This window comes from Achromobacter sp. D10 (assembly GCF_035282245.1).
GTDB lineage: Bacteria > Pseudomonadota > Gammaproteobacteria > Burkholderiales > Burkholderiaceae_B > Achromobacter > Achromobacter insolitus.
Genome location: NZ_JAYJLE010000017.1, coordinates 48,748 through 69,538, shown reverse-complemented (window position 1 = coordinate 69,538; position 20,791 = coordinate 48,748). Strand labels below are relative to the sequence as shown.

Below are 20,791 nucleotides of genomic sequence, written 5' to 3'. Positions count from 1 at the left end.
AGCACGCGGGCGAAATGCGCCGCGTGCCGGGCGCGGCCTATTGACTGGCATAGAAGTTGGTCAGGTTCTGGCGCAGTTCGTCGACTACGCCGTAATGCCAAAGCGTGATGCCCAGCACGGCCGCCAACGAGGTCAGTAGCAACGACCAGCGCAATGCGAAGGCCTGCCAACGCACCCGCGCCAGCAGGCGCGATTCAATGCGCATCCGCACCTGCGCCAGCCCGGCCTCCATGCCCAGGGCATCCATCATGTCGGCCATGTACCACCACGTTTCTGGGTCCAGCAGGCCAGTGCCGAAGATCTCGGGTCCCGTCTGGCCGCCCTCTATCCGCTCCAGCATGTGCAGCAGATGCGCATGCAGCCAGGGCCCGGCATCGCGGGCCTGAACGGCCAGGGCGCGCCGCAAACGGGTGTCGGCCGCGCCGTGCTGCCTGACCAGCACGGCCAGCAGCGCCAAGAACCGGATGGCGTGAAAATCCCGGTAAAGCCGCCAAAGCAGCCAGCGATCCAGCCAGGCGCGCATGGCGCCGGTGAAATGCGGCAGCGACCACAAGCTCATGGACACCAGGCCCAGCAACAGCACCAACCACAAAGCGAGCCATTGCCTGAGCACCTGAGCCAGGGTGAATAGCGCGCGGGTCAGCTTTCCGTAGTCCTCGGCGGGAACGGCCTGGAACACCTGCTGCAAGCGCGGGACGCTGAAAAAAGGAATGGCGCAAAGCAGAGCAAAAGCGACCATCGCCGCCACGATGCCCGCCGCTGCGGCAGAGACCAGCGCCCGCCAGGCGGCCGACGCCAGTCGAGCGGCGTGCGCGACGTCCCGCAACGCCGCCGGCAGATCGCCGCCCTCCTCCTGTACACAACTGAGCAGCAGGCATTCGCTCGCGGCCAGCGTGTGCGCCCAGGCAGCGCCCAAGTCTCCTCCCGCTTCCAGGTACCTGCCCGCCCAATGTCGCGACAAGCGCCCCCGCACGGTATCTACACCGTAACGGCGCGCATCGTCCTCGAATACGTCACGCAGGCTCTTGCGTCCTTGCGTTCCTTCAATCAGATCCGCCAGATACTCGTAGTAGTCTGCACGCCCTGGGCGAAAGCGCCAGGCGTCCAGGCGCAACAGCAGCCCGCGGCCGGCGATGCGTTTGCGGAAAGGACGTAGCAGGAGCCGCCTAGCCATGACCGGCCCCGCAAGGTGGAACGTGGTACGCCGGCACGACCGCCGGAACGTCGAAGCGGCGCACCAGAGAGCGCGGATCTACCTCTCCACGGCTGACCTTGTACAGGGCGCAATCCCGCGCCGGCCCGCCATGCGTGGCCGCGCTGCGCCAGGAGGCCGGACCGCCCCCCTGGACCAGCCGCTTCAGCCCGACGTTGTCGCGTGCGCGCACGAGCTCCAGGAAGCCCCCGATGCGCTCAGGCTCCACCATCTCGGCCACCACGCTGCGGCCCGATAGCCCGTTCAGCTGGGGCAGTTGCGGTCGCCTGCAAGCGTTGCAACCTGCCGCGTTCCTGACCCGTAGCGGGGCAAGATCCAGCAGGAAATCCTGCTGCATCCGTTGCAGCCACCCGTGCCAATCGGCCCTTGCGGTATCGGCGGATGCGGACCAGAGACTGTCGGCCGGCAGCGCACAATGGGCACACAGGCGTGGCAGCAAAGTCTGATAGACCAGCAGCTTGAGGATGCCGGGGGTCGCCAGAAAATCACGCGACACGCCTATCGCATCCGATGCCAGGCGTTCGGGAATCAGCACGGCGCCAGCCGCGTGGGTCGTGGTGTAGAGGCTGACGCCAGAACTGGCCAGGTCCATGAACGCACGGCCGGTATCGATGTCGCGGATCTCGCCAATGAGCAAATCGTTCATCGCCGAACGTTTGATGGTCTTCAGCTTGGCGTCGAATGCAGGCCACGCCGACTCGGCCAGGGCGCCGCCCAGTGTGTTCTGTAATGCGTTGTCGATGAGGTATTCGACCGGATCCTCCAGCGTGATGGCCTTGCGCGTGGGCGCGATACCGCGCATTAACGTTGCGATGGTGGTCGACTTGCCGGAACCGACCACGCCAGCCAGCACGATGGCCCCGCCTTCGCGCTCGCGTGCCCGCGTCAACGTCTCGACCTGCCCAGGCAGGTAGCCCAACGCAAGCAGGTCGGAGTGGGCCGTCGCGTCCAGGCGCAATATGCGCAGGCAGACCGAAGGGCCTGCATCGGTCGCCAGGGACGCCCAGCGCAACACGATAGGCACGCTGTCGATATCAAGCGCGATGCGGCCCTGCTGTTCGAGCGCCGGATCGAAAACCGCGCCATTGCCGCCCCTGACTTCCATCCAGGCCACCGCCAGAACCTCCAGCAGCGTCGCGCTGGACAAACCGGCGAAGCGCTCCGTGCCGATATATTCGCCATTGATGGTGTAGCGGATCTCGCCGGCCTCGCGCCGCCGATTGACGTTGATGTGCACGTCGCTCGCCCCTTGCGCTACCCCCCAGCGCACGATGTCCAGGAACAGTGAGGCCAGCGCCGAAGCGCGCTCCTGCTGCCGCTCCTTGCCACGTGTTGCCAGCCCACGCGCCGCCAATTGCCCGCGGGAGATCATCAGCAGCAGCGGTGCGGGCAACTGATAGCGCGGCACTTGTGCCAGCCGATGACCGGCAGCCTGCACCATGCGCTCGACTTCGTCGATCTGGTCTCCCAGCATGTAATCCTTTACGGCAAACACGGCGACCTCGCCGCTTTCGAGCAACACGGGGCAAAGCCTCCCGGCAAGCGCGGCAAGATCGAATTCGTGTCCCAACGCCCGCGCGAATGCGGGTTTCAGACGAGCGATGTCTTCGGGTGTCTGAAGTTGGGGCGGAGTCCCGGCCGCCGCAGCGGGCTGTAGAGCGTGCGCGCTCATGGCCGTGCCGTGCCTGCATCGAGGCAGGCCGTGCGCTCGATATCGTCGCGGCGTAGCCTTACGCAGCCCTCGTCGATGGCAAGCAACTGATAAGTGCGCGCAGTGGGGGTCCCCGCAACCGGCTCTCCCCGACCCGCTTGGTAGCGAAGCATCGCGCCGTTGAAGATGATGTCGGCGCTCAGGCGCCGAGCGGTTCCGAAAATCGCCCTTACCCGGATATCGTCGGATGCCTTGACCGGCTGCATCACCGGGACGGCTGGCTCCGGGCCCGAGCGGCATAGGCCGGGCACGCGGCAGTCCGCCAGCGCCGCCGCCGCGTCCGCGCGCAACAAGGCGCGCACCGTCTGGGCCTCTGGCCATGGCCGCGGATCCGGGACGGCCGGCGCAGACGACTGGCCGTATGCCGCAGCCCCCGGCATGGCCGACAATGCCAGCCCCAAGATGAAGCCTGCTGCGCCCACCCTATTCCTGTTCATAGATTTCTCCCTGCAGTTCGGCGACCAGCATGCTGGCGGCCAGGGCGGGCTGAGGTTGCGCCTGGACGTCCAGAGACAGACGGGACCATCTGGCCGCGGCAACGGCGCCGTCCAACAACGTGAAAGAACGCAACGGCCCGCGCAATGTGAGGGTCCTGCTGCGGACGGCGGGCGAGCCCGGATAGCTGGCGCCGGCATGGTCTGATGCAGTACGAGCAGACATCGGAAGAAGCAGCGGCGAGGCTGGCGCCAGGACAACGGACGTGAACGCGGCCCGCATGCGCTGCAGTTCGGCGACCAGGCCCGTATCGACCTGCAGTGCGGTCGGCAGGACAAGGTCGGCCAGCCTTCCCGGCGACGAAGCCAGGCTCCAAGACAGGGTGGCTTCCTCCAGCGGTTGGAATGTCACCTGCCAACCGGCTGGCCGCAACCCATGCAGCAGGTCATTGGCGGCATGAGGATGGGCCCGCACATAGACTGCGGAACAAGTCCAAGCCTGATCGCCGGCGAGGCAGCGCGCATGGGTCAACGCCCAGCCGCTTACCTGGATGGGCAACTTGCCGACGCTGTCCATCAATCGGGCGACCTCGGAGGGAGAGTGGACCGGAGCACTCCGCAACGCGGTCAGGGAGGGATCTTCCTGCGAAGGGAGATCCGACGGGTCGACATGCCCGGTCGCAGCGCGGCCGGACAGCGGGCCGATCAAGGCATTCCATAGCGACGGGCCGACAGCGGCAAGCCCCGCGCAGGCCAGGAACAGACGGAACACAAGCGGCAACTCGGCCCAGCGGGAGGACAAAGCGTCCAGGCGAGCGGCCGGATCCGCTGCCTGCATCAGCAGTGCCCAAGCCTCATCGGGTGCTTGCGCTGGCAATGCGGGCCGCTGTGCGAGCAAAAGCGTTTGCTCGCGCAGGGCTTCGTCAAGCGTTGCGAACACTTTGTCGGTCTGCGACAGCACCGTGCCGCGCTGAGCTGCCACCAACCAATGCCCGCCGTCCGGCAAACGGATCAGGCTGTGTCCTCCGTCGGGGTACAACAGGGCGTACAGCTGCGCGGCGGCCTGCACCTGCGCGTCGCGACGCAGCTGGGTGCGCAGACCGTTGCGCCACGTGGGGCGCATGCGGCCATAGCCGGCCACCATGGCCGGCGCGCCGCCCACGACATAGTGGCTAGCGCGCAAACGGCGGCCGCGCGAGCGGGCCAGCGCGGGAACGTTGGAGCCGATCAGGGCAAACCAGCGCAGGCCGAAAGCCAACGTCCGGCCGGTGCCGGGCACCTCGAGCAGCAGCGAAGGAGGGATGCGTTCCATCCTTAGTAACCTTCCTCGACCTGCGCCGTCACCAGCACCAGAGTCGTCATGCGTTCCGAGGCGGCGCTATCCCGGCCGCCCGCGATAAGCGGCAATCCGGGCGCCAGCCGTTGGCGGTGGTGCTGCTCCTGGTTGCGGTCGAAACCGGAAACAATGATGGGCTGGCCGGGGCGCAGCTCGATCTGCTGCACCGTGCCGTTGCCGTCGATCGTCACCTGCTGGACCTGGATCTGATTGCCGCGCTCTCCGAACGTGATGGTTTTCAAGGGCTGAGCGACCGCGTTGTCATAGGCGAGCGAAAGGAGTATCTGCCCGTCCTCCTGGATGTCGGGCAGCAGCGTCAGGAACGAGCCGATCGTCTCCTCTTTCTGGCTGATGGATACCGCAGGCAGGGATCCGTTGGCACCGCTCGCTGTGGCGCCGGGGACGGCCGTGCTCTGCACCCGGTCGATGTAGCTGAACGTGGTCCTTACCGCGTGGGTGACTGGGCGGCGGTTCAAGGTCAGGATGGGGACCTTGTTATGCCGCACGATGGCGCCCATGGTGCTGAGCGCGGAAACAATGGCTTGCGTGCCCTGGAACGGCCCACTGGACATGGCCGCCTCCGCGTTGCTGGTTGGCGCTCCGGCCCCGGGCAGCGCCAAGCGCGCGGCCGTTCCCGCTGCGGCGTAGACGATGCTCCAGTCGATACCGCCCGACGTGGCGTCATCGGCGACGACCGTGATTTCCTCGAACATCAAGCGGATTCGGCGGGTCAGCGCCTTGTTCTCGCGTTCGAGATAGCGCGCGACACGCTCCAAGGCTTCCGGCGTGTCCGTGACGACGATCGAAGTAGCGCCTTCGACCGCTTCAGCGACGACGCCGGAACGCGTCAGGAATGGCGCAATATTGGCGCGCAGGATCGCCAGCGCGTCGTGCTGTCCGGCCGACAAGGATGTATTGGAGGTGCTCTCAAAGCCCTCACCTTCGGCGCTGCCCTGACGGCCAAGCCGGACATCTACTTTGCTGGCCAGCGACAAGGCACGCAAATCGAACACGCGGGTTTCGGTTCGGTAGAACTCGAGCGCATTGTGCTCGTAGCGCCAATGCACCGAAAAACGCGCGGCCAGCGCGTCCAGCAAATCTGCCAGCGGCAGCCCGCCAGCGCGGACCTCGAAGCTGGCAGGCACCGGGACGGACAGCGCGCCGTTGACAGCCAGTCGGGGCAAGAACAATTCCAGGGGCAGCAAGGCATCTGGCCGCACCCGGACCGGAATGCCGGTGGCGGCAGTCAGACGCTGGGCCAGGACGGGAAGATCGGCGTCGTCAGCCAGCATCAACGTCGTCCGGACGTTTTCTCGCAAGGCAGGCGGAAGCAGCACCTCGCGCGCCAAGGGTTGCGGCTTACCTGCGAGCCATGGCGCGGTGACATCCTGGGCCGCCAGGCGCGCGGCGCGATCGGACAGTCCATCAGCAAAGGCCTGATGGCTGGCGGCCAACTTGGTTTGACGCGCGTGCGCCGCGCGGCGCTGGTCGGCAACCTGTTGCGACGCGGCGCAACCGCCCAACACTCCGGAAACGACGATACCCAGACAGACGATGCGCATCATGCCGAGGCCCCTCCTGGCGCGGCCATGCGCGTGCAGGATTGCGCCAAAGGCACCACGCGCAATACGCGGTTGCCGTAGAAGCACGGCTGCAGCGGCTTTTCAGCGAGTTCGGTAGCTCCCAGCAGTTCGCGTACGGCGGATTTGAAGTCACCGGAGAACTCGGCGGCCGCTGACAAGGGAATGTCGACGTCCACGGCCCAATGCTGAGCTTGGAAGGTCCAACCTGAGAGGCTGGCCCAGCGCGCGAGGACAGCGCGCAACGTGGCGTCCGGAGGCGCTGCGCGATAGACCGGCTGCGACGCCGACGCCGACGCCGGCGCCGACGCTGCGGTGCTGGACGACGCCAGCGCCAAGGGGCCGGCGGCTTGCAGGGTTCCGATAGCGGGCGCAGCTGGCTCGACCGGCCGGGTCGGACCGACGGGCTCCGCAACCGCATCCGCCGTCGATGATGCCGATTCGTGCCCAGGCTTGGCTTCGGCGACCGCCTGCAGGCGCTGAGCCCTAGCGGTCAGGCGCCCGCCGCGAAACAGCAGGCCGCTCCAGCCTCCTGCCAGCACGACATAAGGGTCGCGCCTCAAGTACGGCAAGGCGCGCTCGCCATCGCTGCCGACGCCGAAGATCGCGGGCAGCGCCTGGCCAGGCGCGAACTGCAGCCAGGTCTCCTTGCCGTCGTCGAACACCTGCATGGGCGCCACGGCCGGATCGCCGGACAACTGCCAGTCGAAGCGGAAGCCTTGGGAAGCCTGGCGCGAGGCCTCCCATGTAGCTGCGGCCGGACTCTTGCCGACCCCTGTGCAGGCCCCCAGGCAGGACAGCCCTGCCGCCAGGAAGAAGAAACGAACCATGCCTCACCGCGAACAAAAGGCGCACCGGGATCGATACGCATGAGAGGCATGGTGGACGAGCGGCCAGCGCGTCACCAGACTGGCATGTACGCATGGATGGTTTGGTCGCGTACGGCTCAGAAAAAAAACCCGGTCCAGAGACCGGGTTCGGGCCAGGGTGGCGGCGTTTGCGCCGCCTGCCTGGATCAGCGTTGCGCGGCGATGCTGCGCGCTTGCGACGCGGCGTTGTTCAGCGCCGCAACCGGCGGCACTTTGCCTTCGAAGGCATCGTTGAGCTGCTGGTTCAACACCGGCTCGATGCGCGTGTAGTTGGCCATGCGGAAGCCGCGGCTGTTGGTCGTCGGCTGGGTGCGCATGGACGCGATCAGCGCCTGGACGCCCGGAATGCGGTCATAGAACGACACGTCCGAAGCGCGGAATGCGGCTTCCGTCAGCGGCAGGTAGCCGGTGCGCTGGTGCCATTCCGCCGCGATGACGGGCTTGGACAGCCAGGCCAGGAACTGCGCGGTGGCCTTTTCTTCGGCCTGGGGATGGCCTTCCAGCACCCACAGCGCCGAACCGCTCACGAACGGCTTGCCGCCGTCCTTGGTGACTTGGTCGTAGTAAGGCAGCGGCGCCACGCCGAAGGACAGCGACTTGGTGTTGATGAACTGGCCGAACGCACCGGTGTTGGCCGTCAACACAGCGCATTCGCCCTTGGCGAACAACTTGTCGCTGGCATTGTCGGCAGAATGCGCCGTGAACAACAGCGAACGCTTCCAGCTGACCATCAGCGAGATATGGCGCATGTACAGCGTGTCGAACTGCATGGCGGGCGCGGCCGACTTCTTGGTGACCGCGTCCAGGCCATTGTTATTGCTGGTGAACTGCTGGTTGTTGACGGGCGCCAGGTTCTCCAGGTGGACCGTAACCTGGTCGCTCGAGGCGTAGGGGCAGTCGATGTCGGCCACGTCGCGCAGCTTCAACAGCTCGCCTTGCAGGCCGACCCAGGTGCGCGCGGGCTTGTTGGGGTCCAGACCAGCTTTCTTGTAGGCGGCGGTGTTGTAGAACATCACCGGCACTTCGGCCATCCAGGGGAAAGCCAACAAGCGGCCCTTGCTATCGCGGGTGAAGCTGCTCGTGGCGGGCACGAACCAGTTCAGGTCCTTGATCGGGTACTTGGCCAGCAGCTCGTACAGGGGCAGCACAGCCTTGTGCTGGGCGACGACTTCGGGCGAATGGTTGTCGGTCAGTTGCAGCAGGTTGGGCCCCTTCTTGGCCTTGACCGCCGAGACGGCTTCCTGCTCCAGCGCGCTGGGCGAGGCGAAGCCGCGCAGCGTCACGCGGACCTGGTCCTGCTCCTTGTTGTATTGCTTGGCGAGCTTTTCGAACTCGGCCTTGTTTGCGTCGGTCAGCGTATGCCATACCTGGATTTCGACCGCCGCGGCATTCGCCGCACCGGCCATCGCCATGGCGGCGCCGAACAACCATGCGCGCCGGCTGGCGAACATCGCGCGGGCAACGCCCGCCAATTGCAGATTCTTCATAGGTTCACAGACCAAGAAAAGGGAATTCCGGTTCCGGCCGCCTTCCGCTAAGCAGATCGGCCAATGCCCGGCCCGAGCCAACGCCCATTGTCCAACCGAGCGTACCGTGTCCTGTATTGACGTACAGATTGGGGATACGGCAGCGGCCGATAATGGGCACGTTAGAGGGAGTGGACGGGCGCAAGCCCGACCAGTAACTGACGCGCTCGAAATCGAGCGCGTCGGGAAAGAGTTCGCGCGCCAGGCGGGTCATGGCTTCACAGCGTCCGGTGTTCAAGCTGCGGGAATATCCCGACAGCTCCGCGGTTCCGGCCATGCGCAGCCGGTCGCCCAGGCGCGAAAAAACAACCTTGTGGCTGCTGTCCGTCAGGCTGACCGTGGGCGTGGCCTCCGGCTTGAGCACCGGAAAAGTCGCGGAATAGCCCTTGGCCGGATAGACATTGCACGGCACGCCCAGCGGCCGCAACAAATAGGGGCTGAAACTGCCCATTGCCACCACGTAGGCGTCCGCCGACACGGTGCCATAACGGCCGTCGGGTTCGATGATCTCGATGCTTTGCACCGTGCCGCCGGCGGTCAGCAGCCGCGTGGCGCGCGTGCTGTAGCGGAATTCGACCCCCGCCCGGGCGCAGCGCTCGGCCAGGGCCACGGTGAACAGATGCACGTCGCCGCTCTCGTCTTCGGGCGTGTAGTCGCCGCCGACGATGGTCTGGCGGTGCGGCGCCAGCGCGGGCTCGATGGCGATGACTTCATCAGCCGAGACCACGCGGCGTTCCACGCCGAAATCGCGCATGAGACCTGCGGCGCGCTGCGAGTTTTCGAATTCGTGGGGATCGCGATAGAAATTCAGGATACCGCGCTCGAGGTGGTCGTACTGGATGCCCAGCTCTGCGCGCATGCCGCGCAGCGTGGCGCGGCTGTACTCCGCCATGCGGACCATGGCACGGATATTGGGCGCGAGACGGCCAGGCAGGCACTCGCGCAGGAACGACAGCCCCCACATCCATTGCCGCCAGTCCAGCTGCGGGCGGAACAGCAGCGGAGCGTCATCCTGGAACATCCACTTGAGCAGCTTGAGCGGTGCCTGGGGATTGGCCCAGGGTTCGGCATAGGAAACCGAGATCTGGGCGCCGTTGGCCAGGCTGGTTTCCTGGGCGGGACCGGTGCAGCGATCTATGACCACGACGTCATGTCCGGCCTGGTTCAGCCACCAGGCGCTGGAAATTCCGATGATGCCGCCACCCAATACCGCTACTTTCATGCCCGCATTGCTCCTTGCGTGCCAGCTCGGTTCGCCGACCCGATGTCCGCGATCCATGGCAAGCTGCTGCCACGGCAGTTTACCCTGGCGCTTTGCCCGCGCCTATGGAATAAAAAGGGGCGGAAGTCACAAACCTTTCCAGGCCCGCTCGTTCCACCCCTTTCGCTCATGCCCTGTTACTCAAGACTGGGCGGCGGCCTTGGCCAGATCGGCTTCCGACGTAAAGGCGTCCGCGTAGAACTCTTCGGGCGGCAGCCCGTTCTGGGCGCTGAATTCGCGCCTGGCGGCGTCCACCATCAGCGGCGTGCCGCAGGCATAGACCTGATGGCCCGACAGGTCGGCGATGTCCTGCATGACGGCTTCATGGACGAAACCGGTGCGCCCCGTCCAGCCGTCTTCCTGCAAGGCGTTGGACACCACGGGGACATAACGGAAATCGGGCAGCATGCCGGCCCACGACTGCGCCAGGGCATCCATGTAGAGGTCGCGCGGACGGCGTCCGCCCCAATACAACGCCACCGGACGCTTGATGTTCTTGTGGATCATGTGCTCGACGATGGCCTTGACCGGGGCGAAGCCCGTGCCGCTAGCCAGCAGCACGACGGGCTTGTCGCTGTCTTCGCGCAGGAAGAAGGAGCCGAAGGGGCCTTCCAGGCGCAGGATCTCGCGCTCTTTCATCTGCGTGTCGCCCGCGCCGAACACGTGGTCGGTAAACACGCCGCCGGGCATGTGGCGGATATGCAATTCGAGGGGGCTGCCCGTGTGTGGCGCGCCAGCCATCGAATAGCTGCGCCGGCGACCGTCCTTCAGGATGACCTCGATGTACTGGCCGGCGTAATAGCGGAACTGCTCGGAAGCGGGCAGCTGCAGCTTGATTACCGTAACGTCCGGGGCCACACGCTCCAGCGTCTGCACGCGCGACGGCAGCTTGCGGATCTGGATGTCGCTGGCAAGGCGGACTTCGGTCGATTCGACCACCATGTCGGATTCAGGCCGGGCCTGGCAGAACAGCGTATAGCCATCCGCCAGCTCTTCGGGCGAAAGAATCTGCGCCGGATATTGTCCGGCGTCGTACTCCCCGGAAACCACGCGGCCCTTGCAGGTGGAGCAGGCGCCGTTGCGACAGCTGTACGGCAAGACGATGCCGGCGGCCAGCGCGGCATCGAGCACGGTCTGGCCGGGTTCGACCGGGAATTGGTGCTGGCTGGGTTGGATGATGACCTGGAAGCTCATGATGAAACGATTCAGGGTTTTGACGGAGCGCCTCGCGGAAAGATGCGCTCCGTGCGGGCCGGCCTCAGGCCGGGAACTTGCGGATTTCCTTGACGCGGTTGGCGTCGTCCACCAGGACCACCTGGGGCTTGTGCGTCGCCGAATCGGCTTCCGACATCGGGCCGTAGGTGCAGATGATCAGCAGATCGCCAACCTGGGCCCGGCGCGCGGCCGCGCCATTCAAGGAAATGGCGCCGCTGCCGCGGGCCGCCTTGATGATGTAAGTGTCGAAACGTTCGCCGTTGGTGACGTTGTAGAGTTCGATGCGTTCGAACTCGCGCATGCCGGCAGCGTCCAGCAAGTCTTCGTCGATGCCACAAGACCCTTCGTAATGCAGGTCGGCTTCGGTGACCGTGACGCGGTGCAGCTTTGCCCGCAGCATGATGCGTTGCATGATAAATATCCTGGTTTCGCGGCCCGGAACGCGAAGTGTTGCTAGAGTGATGCCCGGCACCCGGTTTTGCCGTCGGAAGCCGGTATTCTATAATTTTTGCCGCAGCGGGACGGCCCGTTGCCGCATGCGGCCGGATGGCCGGTGTGTCTGTTTCTGGGGACGGCCCCTCGCGCCGGCGTCATGCCGGCAGCATAAGCGTAGGAGTCGTCATGACCTGGATCATCCTGGTACTCGCAGGCCTGTTTGAAATCGTCTGGGCCGTGGGCCTGAAGTACACCCATGGATTCACCCGCCTCTGGCCGTCGGTCATCACCGCCGGGGGCATGATCATCAGCTTCTGGCTGCTGGCCTTGGCAATGAAGTCCCTGCCCCTGGGCACCGCCTATGCGGTTTGGGTGGGCATAGGCACGATCGGCGCCTTCGTGGCCGGCATCGTGCTCTTCGGCGAGTCGACCAGCTGGATGCGCATTGCAAGCGTCATCCTCATTGTGCTGGGCCTTGTGGGCCTGAAGTTGTCCTCGTCCTGAGCCACCGGCGGAGGGCGCCGGGGCTGCTGATCAGAAATCCAGTTCGATTCCGACCTCGTCGCCCACCTTCAGGCGCGCCCCCGCGGGCGCGTCCAGGATGGCGTTCTGGCCGAACACCACGCCGATTTCCAGATTCCGGTATCCCGCCAGGGTGCGGCCGGGCTCTTCATACTGCCGGGCTGTGCTTTGGTCGATATCGGGAATCGAACAACGGGTGCAAGGCTTGACGAACGCCATTTTCACGCCCCCGGCCTCGATCATGGCGGTGTGGTCTTCCTCGAAGGCTTCCCAGTCACCCTGTACGACAATGTTGGGACGAAACCGGTCCATCGGCACCGGGGCCACGCCTTTGGCGCTTAGCCGGGCATTCAGATCGTCCAGTGAAGCCTGATTGGCCACCAGCAGGGGAAAACCGTCGGCAAAGCCGAAGCAATGCGCGCCGGCGAACGATTCGGCCAGATCGGGATGCGCATCCACCCAGCGCGAAACCCAGTCCGGCTTGGCATTGCGTTGCGCCGCCGCATCCACCTTGTACAGCCGGCACGGCGTGTTCAGGAATTCGGAAAACCACTGTCCAGCCGCGGTGCTCTCGCGCCGGGCCGAAATGGTATCGCTCCATACGCCCACGGATTGCGCCCCCGGCTCCAGCCCCGACCCGTCCAAGGCAATATCCAGGTCGGACATGCCCGGCGCGGACAGGCGCAGCGCATCGGCGGTGAGCGCGGTGCGGATCAGCGCCATCGCGGGCCATTGCCGCTGCGTCATGAATTGGCCGTCGGCGCCGATCAGCATCCAACGACGGTCGTGGGCCAACCCGGCGCGGTCGATGGGCGATTCGTTCAGGGCGATGCCTGCGCAGGATTTCACCGGGTAGATATGCAGACTGAGAATGCGGGCGGACATGGCGTGCGGTGTCTCAAGAGGGCGAAGTGCGCAGAGAATAGCAGACGCCAAAAGGAAAAAGCCCAGGCGCCGCCTGGGCTTTTTCATGGGAGGCTCAGCCTCCGACCAGCTTCAAGGCATCCAGCGGCGTAACCGCCTTGAATCCCTTGCGCGTCGCGATGTGCTCGGGACGCGGCGTCAGCCCGTACTTGGGCGGGTTCAAGGTGTTGTCCATGCTGTTATAGACCATGAACACATTGGCGCGCGGCCAAGGCGAGATATTGCTATTGGAGCCGTGCATCGTGTTGCAGTCGAAGAACACCACCGAGCCGGCCTTGGCCGTCATGGTACGGATGCCGCCCTGCTCCACCAGCAGCTGCAGGCTGACCGGATCCGGCACGCCGTATTCCTGTTTCTTCAGCGACTGCTTGTAGTGCTCGTTCGGCGTCTCGCCCACGCACGAGATGAACTGGCGATGCGATCCCGGCACCAGCATCAAGGGGCCGTTGCACTCATTGTTGTCGGTCAACAGCACCGAGCAGCTCAGGGCGCGCATGGCGGGCATGCCGTCTTCGACGTGCCAGGTCTCGAAGTCGGAGTGCCAATAGAACTCCTTGCCCTTGAAGCCCGGCTTCATGTTGGCGCGCGACTGATGGATGTACACCTCGGAACCGAGGATCTGCCGCGCCACGTTGACCAGCCTGGGGTCGCGCACCAGACGCGACAGGACGGGATTGAGCACGTGCACCATGAAGATGGAACGCACCGCATTGCTGCCTGGCTCCGTAATGGCTTCTTCGCGGCGGACGATCGAAGGATCGCGCGTCATGCGCTCGACTTCCCCAGACAGCGCGCGGACTTCGTCCTCCGAGAACAGATTCTCCAGCAGGATGAAACCGTCGCGCTCGTATTGCTCGACCTGGCCGGCGTTCAGGGCGCTGGCGTACTGGCCGTTTTCATAGACCACCGGATCCTGGCGGGCGATGATGGCGGAACTTCGATCCGTACGGGAGGCGTACGGATCCTGTGCAGGTGAGATCATGCGAACCTCCTTGTATGTCAGGCCGCTTGGGCTTCGGGCTCAGGCAAGGCGTAGACGCCTTCTTTGTCGTGCACTTCCTGGCCGGTCAGCGGCGGGTTGAAGACGCAGATGACGCGCAGCGGCTCCTTGCCGCCGCACAGCCAGTGCTCGTCATGTTCGTTCAGGGCGTAGACCACGCCGGGGCCCAGTTCGTACTTCTTGCCGTCCGCGATGGTCTCGATGGAGCCGTCGCCTTCGATGCACCACACCGCTTCAAGATGGTTCTTGTAGTGGATATGGGTACGGCCGCCCGGAAAGATGGTGGTTTCGTGAAAGGAGAAGCCCATGCCGTCCTTTTTCAGCAGCACGCGGCGGCTGACCCAGGTATCGGTGCGGACTTCGTCGGCGGTGCCGATCACATCTTTGACATTGCGTACGATCATTGACGTTTTCCTCCAAATTTCAGAATGCGGGCGGACTGCCCTTCTTCGGCGAGCGCTTCCGCGACACTGGCTTCGATCACGTCCAGGCCTTTGCTCAGCAGCTCTTCTTCGATGGTCAGGGCGGGCAGCAACTTCAGCACTTCGTCGTGCGCGCCAGACGTTTCAATCACCACGCCCTTCTTGAAGGCGTTCTGCGCGATGCGGTTGGCCAGCGCAGGCGTGGCGTTGCACACCAGGCCCTGGATCAAACCGCGGCCGCGCGCCGACAGGCCGGCGTTCGGATAGCTGTGAACCAGGTTCTCCAGCCAGTCGCGCACCTGGCGCTCCTTGCGCTGGATTTCGGTGGCGAAGGCGGTGTTGGCCCAATAGGTTTCCAGCGCCTGTGCCGCCGTGACGAAAGCCAGGTTGTTGCCGCGGAACGTGCCGCTGTGGGCGCCGGGCTTCCAGATATCCAGCTCGGGCTTCATCAGCACCAGCGACATCGGCAGGCCGAAACCCGACAGCGACTTCGACAGCGTGATGATGTCGGGACGTATGCCCGCGGCCTCGAAACTGAAGAACGTGCCGGTGCGTCCGCAACCGACCTGGATGTCGTCCACGATCAGCAGCATGTCATGGCGCTTGCACAGCTTTTCCAGCTCTTTCAGCCAGCGCAGCGTCGCCACGTTGACGCCGCCCTCGCCTTGCACCGTTTCCACAATGACGGCGGCCGGCTTGTCCATGCCGCTGCTGGGATCCTCGAGCATGCGCTCCAGGTAGGCCATGGTATCCACGTCCGGACCGAAGTATCCGTCGTAGGGCATGAACGTGGTGTTGCCCAGCGCGTAACCGGACGCGTCGCGGAACTTCATGTTGGCCGTCACGGCAAGCGAACCGCCGCTCACGCCGTGAAAGCCATGGGTAAAGGAGATGACGTTGGGACGCCCCTTGACCTGGCGCGCGATCTTCAGCGCGGCTTCCACCGCGTTGGTGCCGGTCGGGCCGGTGAACTGCAAGGTGTATTGCCAGTTGCGCGGCTTGAGCAGCACGCGGTCCACCGTCTCCAGGAAACGCTTCTTCGCGCTGGTGGCCATGTCCAGGCCATGAACCACGCCGTCCGACTGGACGTACTCCAGCAGCTTTTCCTTGAGAACAGGATTGTTGTGGCCGTAGTTCAGCGTGCCGGCGCCGCTGAAGAAATCGATGTATTCGGTGCCTTCCTCATCGATCAGGGTCGAGCCCCGGGCCTGGCTGAATATCACGGGGAACGACCGGATGTAGCCCCGCACCTCCGACTCCATCCGGTCAAAGATTTTCAAGTCCATGATTAATCCTCCCTTTCATCTCATAAGTGGACGGACGGCCTGAGCCCTTCCGGGTGCGCAAGCGCATCCGGATCGGCCAACCATCCCGGTATTCGATAAGACCGCTGGGCTTGCGCCGCCCCTAGGGGGCCGGCAAGGCGAACGGACCTATCCTCAACAACATCTCGTCGTCATGGTCCGCGCCGCCGAAGAGCTGCCGGTCGAAGAACGGCTGCTCGGAGACGTGGGCGCCCAGTTCGCCGGCCAGGCCGGCAAAGCTGCGGCGCGATGCCTGGTTGTCAGGCCCCACCGTGGTTTCGAGATAGCGGACATGCTCGAGACCCTTGCGGCGCAAGAGCTCGCGAAGCATGGCGCGGCCCAGTCGATGGCCGCGTGCGCGGGTGTGCACCGCAACCTGCCAGACAAACAAGGTGTCGGGCCGGTCCGGGATCACATATGCGGAGATAAAACCGTCGATGCGTCCGCCGGCACTTTCGGCCAGGACGCAGGTGTCGCGAAAGTGCTCAGCCAGGAGCAGGTACGCGTAGAGGGAATTCAGGTCGAGTGGCGGGCACTCGGAAATGAGGCGGTGGATGGCGGCGCCGTCTTTGCGGTCGGGCAGACGCATGGTATGGGTCTGCGCGCTGACCGCCGGCGCCACGGCACTTGAGAGGGTTGGGGTATCCAGTTCGTTTTTCTTCATGCAACGATTCCCGATTCAGGGGGTGCCCCGCCCGTGGGCACTTCAAGGATGGGCGACGACACATCGCCATGCGTCTCGACGGCGGCCTGGCCATCCTGCTCCATGAGCGCCACGATGCGCTCCAGAGACAGTGTGATGGTGGCCTGTTCAAGCTCTGGCAAGGCATTGAGCGCGTCGGCCAGGTGCTTCTGCAACGGCGACGGCGCGCCTTGCGCCAGGTCACGGCCGGCGTCGGTGGCCGTGACGAATACGATGCGGCGGTCTTCGCGGCCGCGTTCGCGGCGGATCAAGCCCTTGTCCTCCAGGCGATCCAGAATCCCGACCACAGTGCTGGGACTGACGTGCATTTCACGGCTGATGGCAGTCGCCGTCATCGGGCCGTTGGCGATCACGGTGCGCAGGCACATCAACTGAGGCGCCGTGATGTGGCTGACGGCGGACAGCTGGCGCGAGTGCAAAGCGATGGAACGCGTGATGCGGCGCAGCGCCCGCAAGATGCGCAAATCGTATTGCTGCGAAGGATCGGATGTCACGGCGTCAGTCATGGGAAAAAGAATGTTCGGTCAAATCATTTCTACACAAATGATATGCGCACGATTCATTCCCGTCAAACAAAAACGCCCGCGCACGATGTAATTAAATGAACACAGATTTGCAGAGGATGGCAGCAGAATTCCGGAATTTGTCAGCGCAGGCCTGGGACGACACGCATCCGCTCCATAGGGGGAAATCCTTATAAAAACATATGTTTTTTTATTAAACACAGATTTATCATATGTTTTTTATGCCCCGTTCTGCCGTACATGTCCCTGCCGTCCGACCTCCTCCTGACTCTCCAGGAAAAACTGGAGCAACTGCCACCCGAATTGCAACGGGCCGCGCACTGGGTCGTGGCGCATCCCGCTGAAGTCGGCCTGTGGTCCATGCGGCGCCAGGCCCAAACCCTGGGCGTTGCACCGGCAACCATGTTGCGATTGGCCCGGGCAGTCGGCTTTTCCAGTTACGAAGACTTCCGCCTGCCATTCCAGCAGGCGTTGGCAGGGCAAGGCACGCCGGGCCTGCGGGACCGCGCCGCCGCCCTGCAGGCCGCCGCGGGTGAATCCGCCGCGCCCGGACACGACGTCCTGACCGACTATCAGATCCACGCCATGAGTTCAGTCTGCGCGTTGAATCCGCCGTCTACCTTCGACGCCGCGGTGCAGACCCTGCTGGAAGCCCGGCAGGTCGGGTTTCTGGGCACGCGCTCCGCCTTCGGCATTGCCTTCCAGATGCGCTACGCCTACCAATTGGTCCGCCGTAACAGCGTGCTGATCGACGGGCTGGGCGGCGCGCCAGCCGAACAGGCCGACAACCTGGGCCCAGGCGATGCGCTAATCGTCATTTCCCAGGCGCCCTATCCCACCGCCACCGTGCAACTGGCCCGCCAGGCCGCGCAACGCGGCGTGGCGCTCATCGCGCTGACCGACGACCCGCTGTCCCCGCTGGCCGTCGAAGCCCGCCATACCTTGCGCTTCGCCCCACCGGACCGCGAGGGTGTTCGCGCCCGTCCGGCGCGCCAGGGGCCCGGCTCGTTCTTCCACACCACGGCAGGCCTGCTGGGCCTGGCAGAGCACCTGATCGCGCGCCTGACCGCGCGCGGCGGCGACGAGGTCCTAAACCGCCTCACCGAAGTCGAACAACGCCTGCTCAACGACAACGTTTACTGGAGCGCCGCCCAACCGCGCCGCCCCGCCTGACACCCGGATTCGCCTTTAACCCCTGCACTGCGGAATTGCCTCCATGAGCCACACCCACGTCATGCATCGTTCATTGCGCCAGACGCCCCCCGTCGCCGTCCGCGGCCAGGGCGTATGGGTCTACGACAACGCCGGCCGTTCCTATCTCGACGGCTCCGGCGGCGCCGCGGTCTCCTGCCTGGGGCACAATCATCCTGACATCCAGGCGGCCATGCATGCGCAGATCGACGCGCTGGCCTATGCCCACACCAGCTTCTTCACGACCGAGGTAGCCGAGCGGCTGGCCGAGCGGCTGGTAGCTGACGCCCCGCAAGGCATTTCGCACGCCTATTTCGTGTCGGGCGGCTCGGAGGCCGTGGAAGCCGCTCTGAAGATGGCGCGGCAGTACTTCGTGGAAATCGGCCAACCTGAACGCCGCCACATCGTCGCGCGCCGGCAGAGCTATCACGGCAACACGCTGGGTGCGCTGGCAGTGGGCGGCAACGCGTGGCGCCGCGCACAGTTCGCGCCGCTGCTGATCGAAGTCGAGCATGTCTCGCCCTGCTACGCCTACCGCGACCAGCGCGAAGGCGAAAGTCCCGAACAATACGGCGAGCGCCTGGCACGGGAACTGGAACAGACCTTCGAGCGCCTGGGCGCCGGCACGGTCATGGCGTTCGTGGCAGAACCCGTGGTGGGCGCCACCGCCGGCGCCGTGACGGCCGTGCCTGGCTATTTCCGTCGCATCCGCGAAGTCTGCGACCGCCACGGCGTGCTGCTGATCGCCGACGAAGTCATGTGCGGCATGGGCCGTACCGGCACCTTGTACGCGGTGGAGCAGGAAGACGTCACGCCCGACCTGATCACCATCGCCAAGGGCCTGGGCGGAGGCTATCAGCCCATAGGCGCGGTCATGGTGCAACAGCGCATCGTGGACGCCATGCAGCAAGGCAGCGGTTTCTTCCAGCACGGCCACACCTACCTGGGCCATGCGATCGCCTGCGCGGCTTCGCTCGCCGTGCAGGACGTCATCCGGCGCGACCAGCTGCTGGCGCGCGTACGCGCCCAGGGCGAAGGCCTGCGCCAGCGCCTGGAAAGCGCGCTGGGCGCGCATCCCCACGTCGGCGACATTCGCGGCCGCGGCCTCTTCATGGGCGTCGAGCTGGTGCAGGACCGGGGCAGCAAGCAGACTTTCGACCCCGCCCTTACGCTGCACGCCCGCATCAAGCGCGAGGCCATGGCGCGCGGCTTGATGGTCTATCCGATGGGCGGCACCATCGACGGGCGCCAGGGCGATCACGTGCTGCTCGCCCCGCCCTTCATCATCTCCGACGATGAGCTGGATCAACTGACCGAACGTCTGCGCGGCGCCATCGACGCCGCCATTTCGCAGGCGCGCGCCTAGCCGCCTGCAAGCGCGGCGACGGGAAACGCCGCCGCGCCGCCCGCCTTGCGCGGGCTCGTGATGATACGCACAGGGCGTTCCGCGGCTCGCGGGGCGCGCCAACCGCCGGCAAAGACCGGCAATATCACGGGGAAAAACCCCAAAAGGAGTTTGCATGACCACGTCCGTCAAACACCCCTTGGGCCATCGCAACGCCTGGGCGCTCGCAGCCGCAGGCATCGCTACGGCATTGATGTCCACGGCGTCGGCGCCCGCCGCCGCACAACAGAAGTTCGTCAGTATCGGCACGGGCGGCGTCACCGGCGTCTACTATGCCGCCGGCGGCGCCATCTGCCGCCTCGTCAACAAGGACCGTTCCAGCCACGGCATCCGCTGCTCGGTCGAATCGACCGGCGGCTCGGTCTTCAACGCCAACACCATCAAGGCAGGCGAACTGGACCTGGGCGTCGTGCAATCCGACGTAGGCTTCAACGCCTACAAGGGCGAAGGCCAATTCAAGCAGGCCGGGCCGTTCACCAAGCTGCGCTCCGTGTTTTCCATCCACCCCGAGCCCTTCACCGTAGTGACGCGCAAGGAAGCGAACGTCAAGAGTTTCGAAGACCTGAAGGGCAAGCGCTTCAACGTCGGCAACCCCGGCTCGGGAACACGCGCCTCGATGGAGGAATTGCTGAGCACCATGGGCTGGACCCTGAAGGATTTTTCGCTGGCCTCGGAACTGCGCCCTGATGAACACGGCTCGGCTCTGTGCGACGGCAAGATCGACGGCTTCTTCTATGGCGTGGGCCACCCTTCCGCCAACATCCAGGATCCCACCACCAGCTGCGGCGCCAAGCTCGTGTCGCTGACGGGCCCCTCCGTGGACAAACTGGTCGAAAAGTATCCCTACTACGCTCACGCCACGATTCCGGCCGGGCTGTATCCGAACAACCCTTCCGAGACCAAGACGTATGGGGTCACGGCCACCTTCGTCACCTCTGCAGATGTGCCCGACGCCACGGTCTACACCGTGGTCAAGGCAGTCTTCGACAACTTCGACGACTTCAAGAAGCTGCATCCTGCGTTCGCCAACCTGAAGGCGGCGGACATGGTGAAGAACGGACTGTCGGCGCCGCTGCATCCGGGCGCCGAGAAGTACTTCAAGGAAAAGGGCCTGCTCTGAGGCCTGGCCCCAGGGCCGCTGAAACGGCATGCCTGTGTGGCCGAGCCCTGGCCCGGCCACACAGGCGGCCGGGCCTTGCGCACCGTTACCGCGCGC

At 65.1% G+C, this 20,791-nt stretch carries 20 protein-coding genes; 4 read left to right on the top strand and 16 right to left on the bottom strand.

Annotation, left to right across the window (positions count from 1 at the left end; all coding sequences use genetic code 11):
• Positions 1–37: 37 nt before the first annotated feature.
• From VCS63_RS28440 to panD, 10 genes are all read right to left on the bottom strand, one after another.
• Positions 38–1,174 carry a hypothetical protein gene (locus VCS63_RS28440; protein ID WP_063962048.1) on the bottom strand — a complete coding sequence of 379 codons (1,137 nt, stop codon included), beginning with the start codon at positions 1,172–1,174 and terminating at the stop codon, positions 38–40.
• Positions 1,167–2,885, bottom strand: a complete 1,719-nt coding sequence (locus VCS63_RS28435) for an ATPase, T2SS/T4P/T4SS family (RefSeq protein WP_323881710.1) — start codon at positions 2,883–2,885, stop codon at positions 1,167–1,169. Before VCS63_RS28435 ends, VCS63_RS28440 begins: the two co-directional genes overlap by 8 nt.
• A complete protein-coding gene (locus VCS63_RS28430; protein WP_323881708.1) occupies positions 2,882–3,361 on the bottom strand; it encodes a hypothetical protein in 480 nt (159 codons plus the stop codon). Before VCS63_RS28430 ends, VCS63_RS28435 begins: the two co-directional genes overlap by 4 nt.
• On the bottom strand, positions 3,348–4,670 hold the full coding sequence (locus tag VCS63_RS28425) for a hypothetical protein (protein ID WP_323881706.1): 1,323 nt from the start codon (positions 4,668–4,670) through the stop codon (positions 3,348–3,350). The genes VCS63_RS28430 and VCS63_RS28425 overlap by 14 nt, the downstream gene beginning before the upstream one ends.
• Before the next feature lie 2 nt (positions 4,671–4,672).
• Positions 4,673–6,259, bottom strand: a complete 1,587-nt coding sequence (locus VCS63_RS28420; protein ID WP_323881705.1) for a hypothetical protein — start codon at positions 6,257–6,259, stop codon at positions 4,673–4,675.
• Positions 6,256–7,104: a TcpQ domain-containing protein gene (locus tag VCS63_RS28415; protein ID WP_042792836.1), complete on the bottom strand. Its 849-nt coding sequence runs from the start codon at positions 7,102–7,104 to the stop codon at positions 6,256–6,258. Before VCS63_RS28415 ends, VCS63_RS28420 begins: the two co-directional genes overlap by 4 nt.
• Before the next feature lie 185 nt (positions 7,105–7,289).
• A complete protein-coding gene (locus VCS63_RS28410) occupies positions 7,290–8,630 on the bottom strand; it encodes an extracellular solute-binding protein (RefSeq protein ID WP_042792835.1) in 1,341 nt (446 codons plus the stop codon).
• Positions 8,631–8,634: 4 nt separating this feature from the next.
• On the bottom strand, positions 8,635–9,891 hold the full coding sequence (locus VCS63_RS28405; RefSeq protein WP_042792834.1) for a D-amino acid dehydrogenase: 1,257 nt from the start codon (positions 9,889–9,891) through the stop codon (positions 8,635–8,637).
• Between the two features lie 180 nt (positions 9,892–10,071).
• Complete coding sequence (locus VCS63_RS28400) at positions 10,072–11,124, bottom strand: CDP-6-deoxy-delta-3,4-glucoseen reductase (protein WP_042792833.1); 1,053 nt, start codon at positions 11,122–11,124, stop codon at positions 10,072–10,074.
• Between the two features lie 64 nt (positions 11,125–11,188).
• Positions 11,189–11,557 (bottom strand): aspartate 1-decarboxylase, encoded by a 369-nt coding sequence (panD, locus tag VCS63_RS28395; protein ID WP_006224022.1) that lies wholly within the window; start codon positions 11,555–11,557, stop codon positions 11,189–11,191.
• A gap of 209 nt (positions 11,558–11,766) precedes the next feature.
• Here panD and sugE point away from each other — a divergent pair, with 209 nt between their 5' ends.
• Positions 11,767–12,084, top strand: a complete 318-nt coding sequence (sugE, locus tag VCS63_RS28390; RefSeq protein WP_149064902.1) for a quaternary ammonium compound efflux SMR transporter SugE — start codon at positions 11,767–11,769, stop codon at positions 12,082–12,084.
• A 30-nt stretch (positions 12,085–12,114) separates the two neighbouring features.
• On the opposite strand, the gene VCS63_RS28385 is transcribed toward sugE, so the two are convergent.
• The 6 genes from VCS63_RS28385 to VCS63_RS28360 all read right to left on the bottom strand — a co-directional run bounded on the left by VCS63_RS28385 (position 12,115) and on the right by VCS63_RS28360 (position 16,961).
• A complete protein-coding gene (locus VCS63_RS28385; protein ID WP_149064903.1) occupies positions 12,115–12,987 on the bottom strand; it encodes an MOSC domain-containing protein in 873 nt (290 codons plus the stop codon).
• Positions 12,988–13,081: 94 nt separating this feature from the next.
• Positions 13,082–14,008, bottom strand: a complete 927-nt coding sequence (thpD, locus tag VCS63_RS28380) for an ectoine hydroxylase (RefSeq protein WP_063962042.1) — start codon at positions 14,006–14,008, stop codon at positions 13,082–13,084.
• A 17-nt stretch (positions 14,009–14,025) separates the two neighbouring features.
• On the bottom strand, positions 14,026–14,430 hold the full coding sequence (locus VCS63_RS28375; RefSeq protein WP_042792830.1) for an ectoine synthase: 405 nt from the start codon (positions 14,428–14,430) through the stop codon (positions 14,026–14,028).
• Complete coding sequence (gene ectB / locus VCS63_RS28370; protein ID WP_042792829.1) at positions 14,427–15,734, bottom strand: diaminobutyrate--2-oxoglutarate transaminase; 1,308 nt, start codon at positions 15,732–15,734, stop codon at positions 14,427–14,429. Before ectB ends, VCS63_RS28375 begins: the two co-directional genes overlap by 4 nt.
• Before the next feature lie 121 nt (positions 15,735–15,855).
• On the bottom strand, positions 15,856–16,416 hold the full coding sequence (ectA, locus tag VCS63_RS28365) for a diaminobutyrate acetyltransferase (protein WP_042792828.1): 561 nt from the start codon (positions 16,414–16,416) through the stop codon (positions 15,856–15,858).
• Positions 16,413–16,961 (bottom strand): MarR family winged helix-turn-helix transcriptional regulator, encoded by a 549-nt coding sequence (locus VCS63_RS28360; RefSeq protein WP_042792827.1) that lies wholly within the window; start codon positions 16,959–16,961, stop codon positions 16,413–16,415. Before VCS63_RS28360 ends, ectA begins: the two co-directional genes overlap by 4 nt.
• Before the next feature lie 258 nt (positions 16,962–17,219).
• Here VCS63_RS28360 and VCS63_RS28355 point away from each other — a divergent pair, with 258 nt between their 5' ends.
• From VCS63_RS28355 to VCS63_RS28345, 3 genes are all read left to right on the top strand, one after another.
• Positions 17,220–18,152, top strand: a complete 933-nt coding sequence (locus VCS63_RS28355; protein ID WP_112965240.1) for a MurR/RpiR family transcriptional regulator — start codon at positions 17,220–17,222, stop codon at positions 18,150–18,152.
• A gap of 43 nt (positions 18,153–18,195) precedes the next feature.
• A complete protein-coding gene (locus VCS63_RS28350; RefSeq protein WP_323881704.1) occupies positions 18,196–19,536 on the top strand; it encodes an aspartate aminotransferase family protein in 1,341 nt (446 codons plus the stop codon).
• Between the two features lie 154 nt (positions 19,537–19,690).
• Positions 19,691–20,695, top strand: a complete 1,005-nt coding sequence (locus VCS63_RS28345; RefSeq protein ID WP_076812332.1) for a TAXI family TRAP transporter solute-binding subunit — start codon at positions 19,691–19,693, stop codon at positions 20,693–20,695.
• Positions 20,696–20,791 lie beyond the last annotated feature (96 nt).

What these genes read in the sequence shown, in the direction of transcription:
- sugE (WP_149064902.1), top strand. Translation starts at nt 11,767, where the DNA reads ATGACCTGGATCATCCTGGTACTCGCAGGCCTGTTTGAAATCGTCTGG.
- VCS63_RS28425 (WP_323881706.1), bottom strand. Translation starts at nt 4,670, where the DNA reads ATGGAACGCATCCCTCCTTCGCTGCTGCTCGAGGTGCCCGGCACCGGC.
- VCS63_RS28430 (WP_323881708.1), bottom strand. Translation starts at nt 3,361, where the DNA reads ATGAACAGGAATAGGGTGGGCGCAGCAGGCTTCATCTTGGGGCTGGCA.
- VCS63_RS28410 (WP_042792835.1), bottom strand. Translation starts at nt 8,630, where the DNA reads ATGAAGAATCTGCAATTGGCGGGCGTTGCCCGCGCGATGTTCGCCAGC.
- VCS63_RS28405 (WP_042792834.1), bottom strand. Translation starts at nt 9,891, where the DNA reads ATGAAAGTAGCGGTATTGGGTGGCGGCATCATCGGAATTTCCAGCGCC.
- VCS63_RS28360 (WP_042792827.1), bottom strand. Translation starts at nt 16,961, where the DNA reads ATGACTGACGCCGTGACATCCGATCCTTCGCAGCAATACGATTTGCGC.
- ectA (WP_042792828.1), bottom strand. Translation starts at nt 16,416, where the DNA reads ATGAAGAAAAACGAACTGGATACCCCAACCCTCTCAAGTGCCGTGGCG.
- VCS63_RS28355 (WP_112965240.1), top strand. Translation starts at nt 17,220, where the DNA reads ATGTCCCTGCCGTCCGACCTCCTCCTGACTCTCCAGGAAAAACTGGAG.
- VCS63_RS28385 (WP_149064903.1), bottom strand. Translation starts at nt 12,987, where the DNA reads ATGTCCGCCCGCATTCTCAGTCTGCATATCTACCCGGTGAAATCCTGC.
- VCS63_RS28415 (WP_042792836.1), bottom strand. Translation starts at nt 7,104, where the DNA reads ATGGTTCGTTTCTTCTTCCTGGCGGCAGGGCTGTCCTGCCTGGGGGCC.
- VCS63_RS28420 (WP_323881705.1), bottom strand. Translation starts at nt 6,259, where the DNA reads ATGATGCGCATCGTCTGTCTGGGTATCGTCGTTTCCGGAGTGTTGGGC.
- panD (WP_006224022.1), bottom strand. Translation starts at nt 11,557, where the DNA reads ATGCAACGCATCATGCTGCGGGCAAAGCTGCACCGCGTCACGGTCACC.
- VCS63_RS28400 (WP_042792833.1), bottom strand. Translation starts at nt 11,124, where the DNA reads ATGAGCTTCCAGGTCATCATCCAACCCAGCCAGCACCAATTCCCGGTC.
- VCS63_RS28435 (WP_323881710.1), bottom strand. Translation starts at nt 2,885, where the DNA reads ATGAGCGCGCACGCTCTACAGCCCGCTGCGGCGGCCGGGACTCCGCCC.
- VCS63_RS28345 (WP_076812332.1), top strand. Translation starts at nt 19,691, where the DNA reads ATGACCACGTCCGTCAAACACCCCTTGGGCCATCGCAACGCCTGGGCG.
- VCS63_RS28375 (WP_042792830.1), bottom strand. Translation starts at nt 14,430, where the DNA reads ATGATCGTACGCAATGTCAAAGATGTGATCGGCACCGCCGACGAAGTC.
- ectB (WP_042792829.1), bottom strand. Translation starts at nt 15,734, where the DNA reads ATGGACTTGAAAATCTTTGACCGGATGGAGTCGGAGGTGCGGGGCTAC.
- thpD (WP_063962042.1), bottom strand. Translation starts at nt 14,008, where the DNA reads ATGATCTCACCTGCACAGGATCCGTACGCCTCCCGTACGGATCGAAGT.
- VCS63_RS28440 (WP_063962048.1), bottom strand. Translation starts at nt 1,174, where the DNA reads ATGGCTAGGCGGCTCCTGCTACGTCCTTTCCGCAAACGCATCGCCGGC.
- VCS63_RS28350 (WP_323881704.1), top strand. Translation starts at nt 18,196, where the DNA reads ATGAGCCACACCCACGTCATGCATCGTTCATTGCGCCAGACGCCCCCC.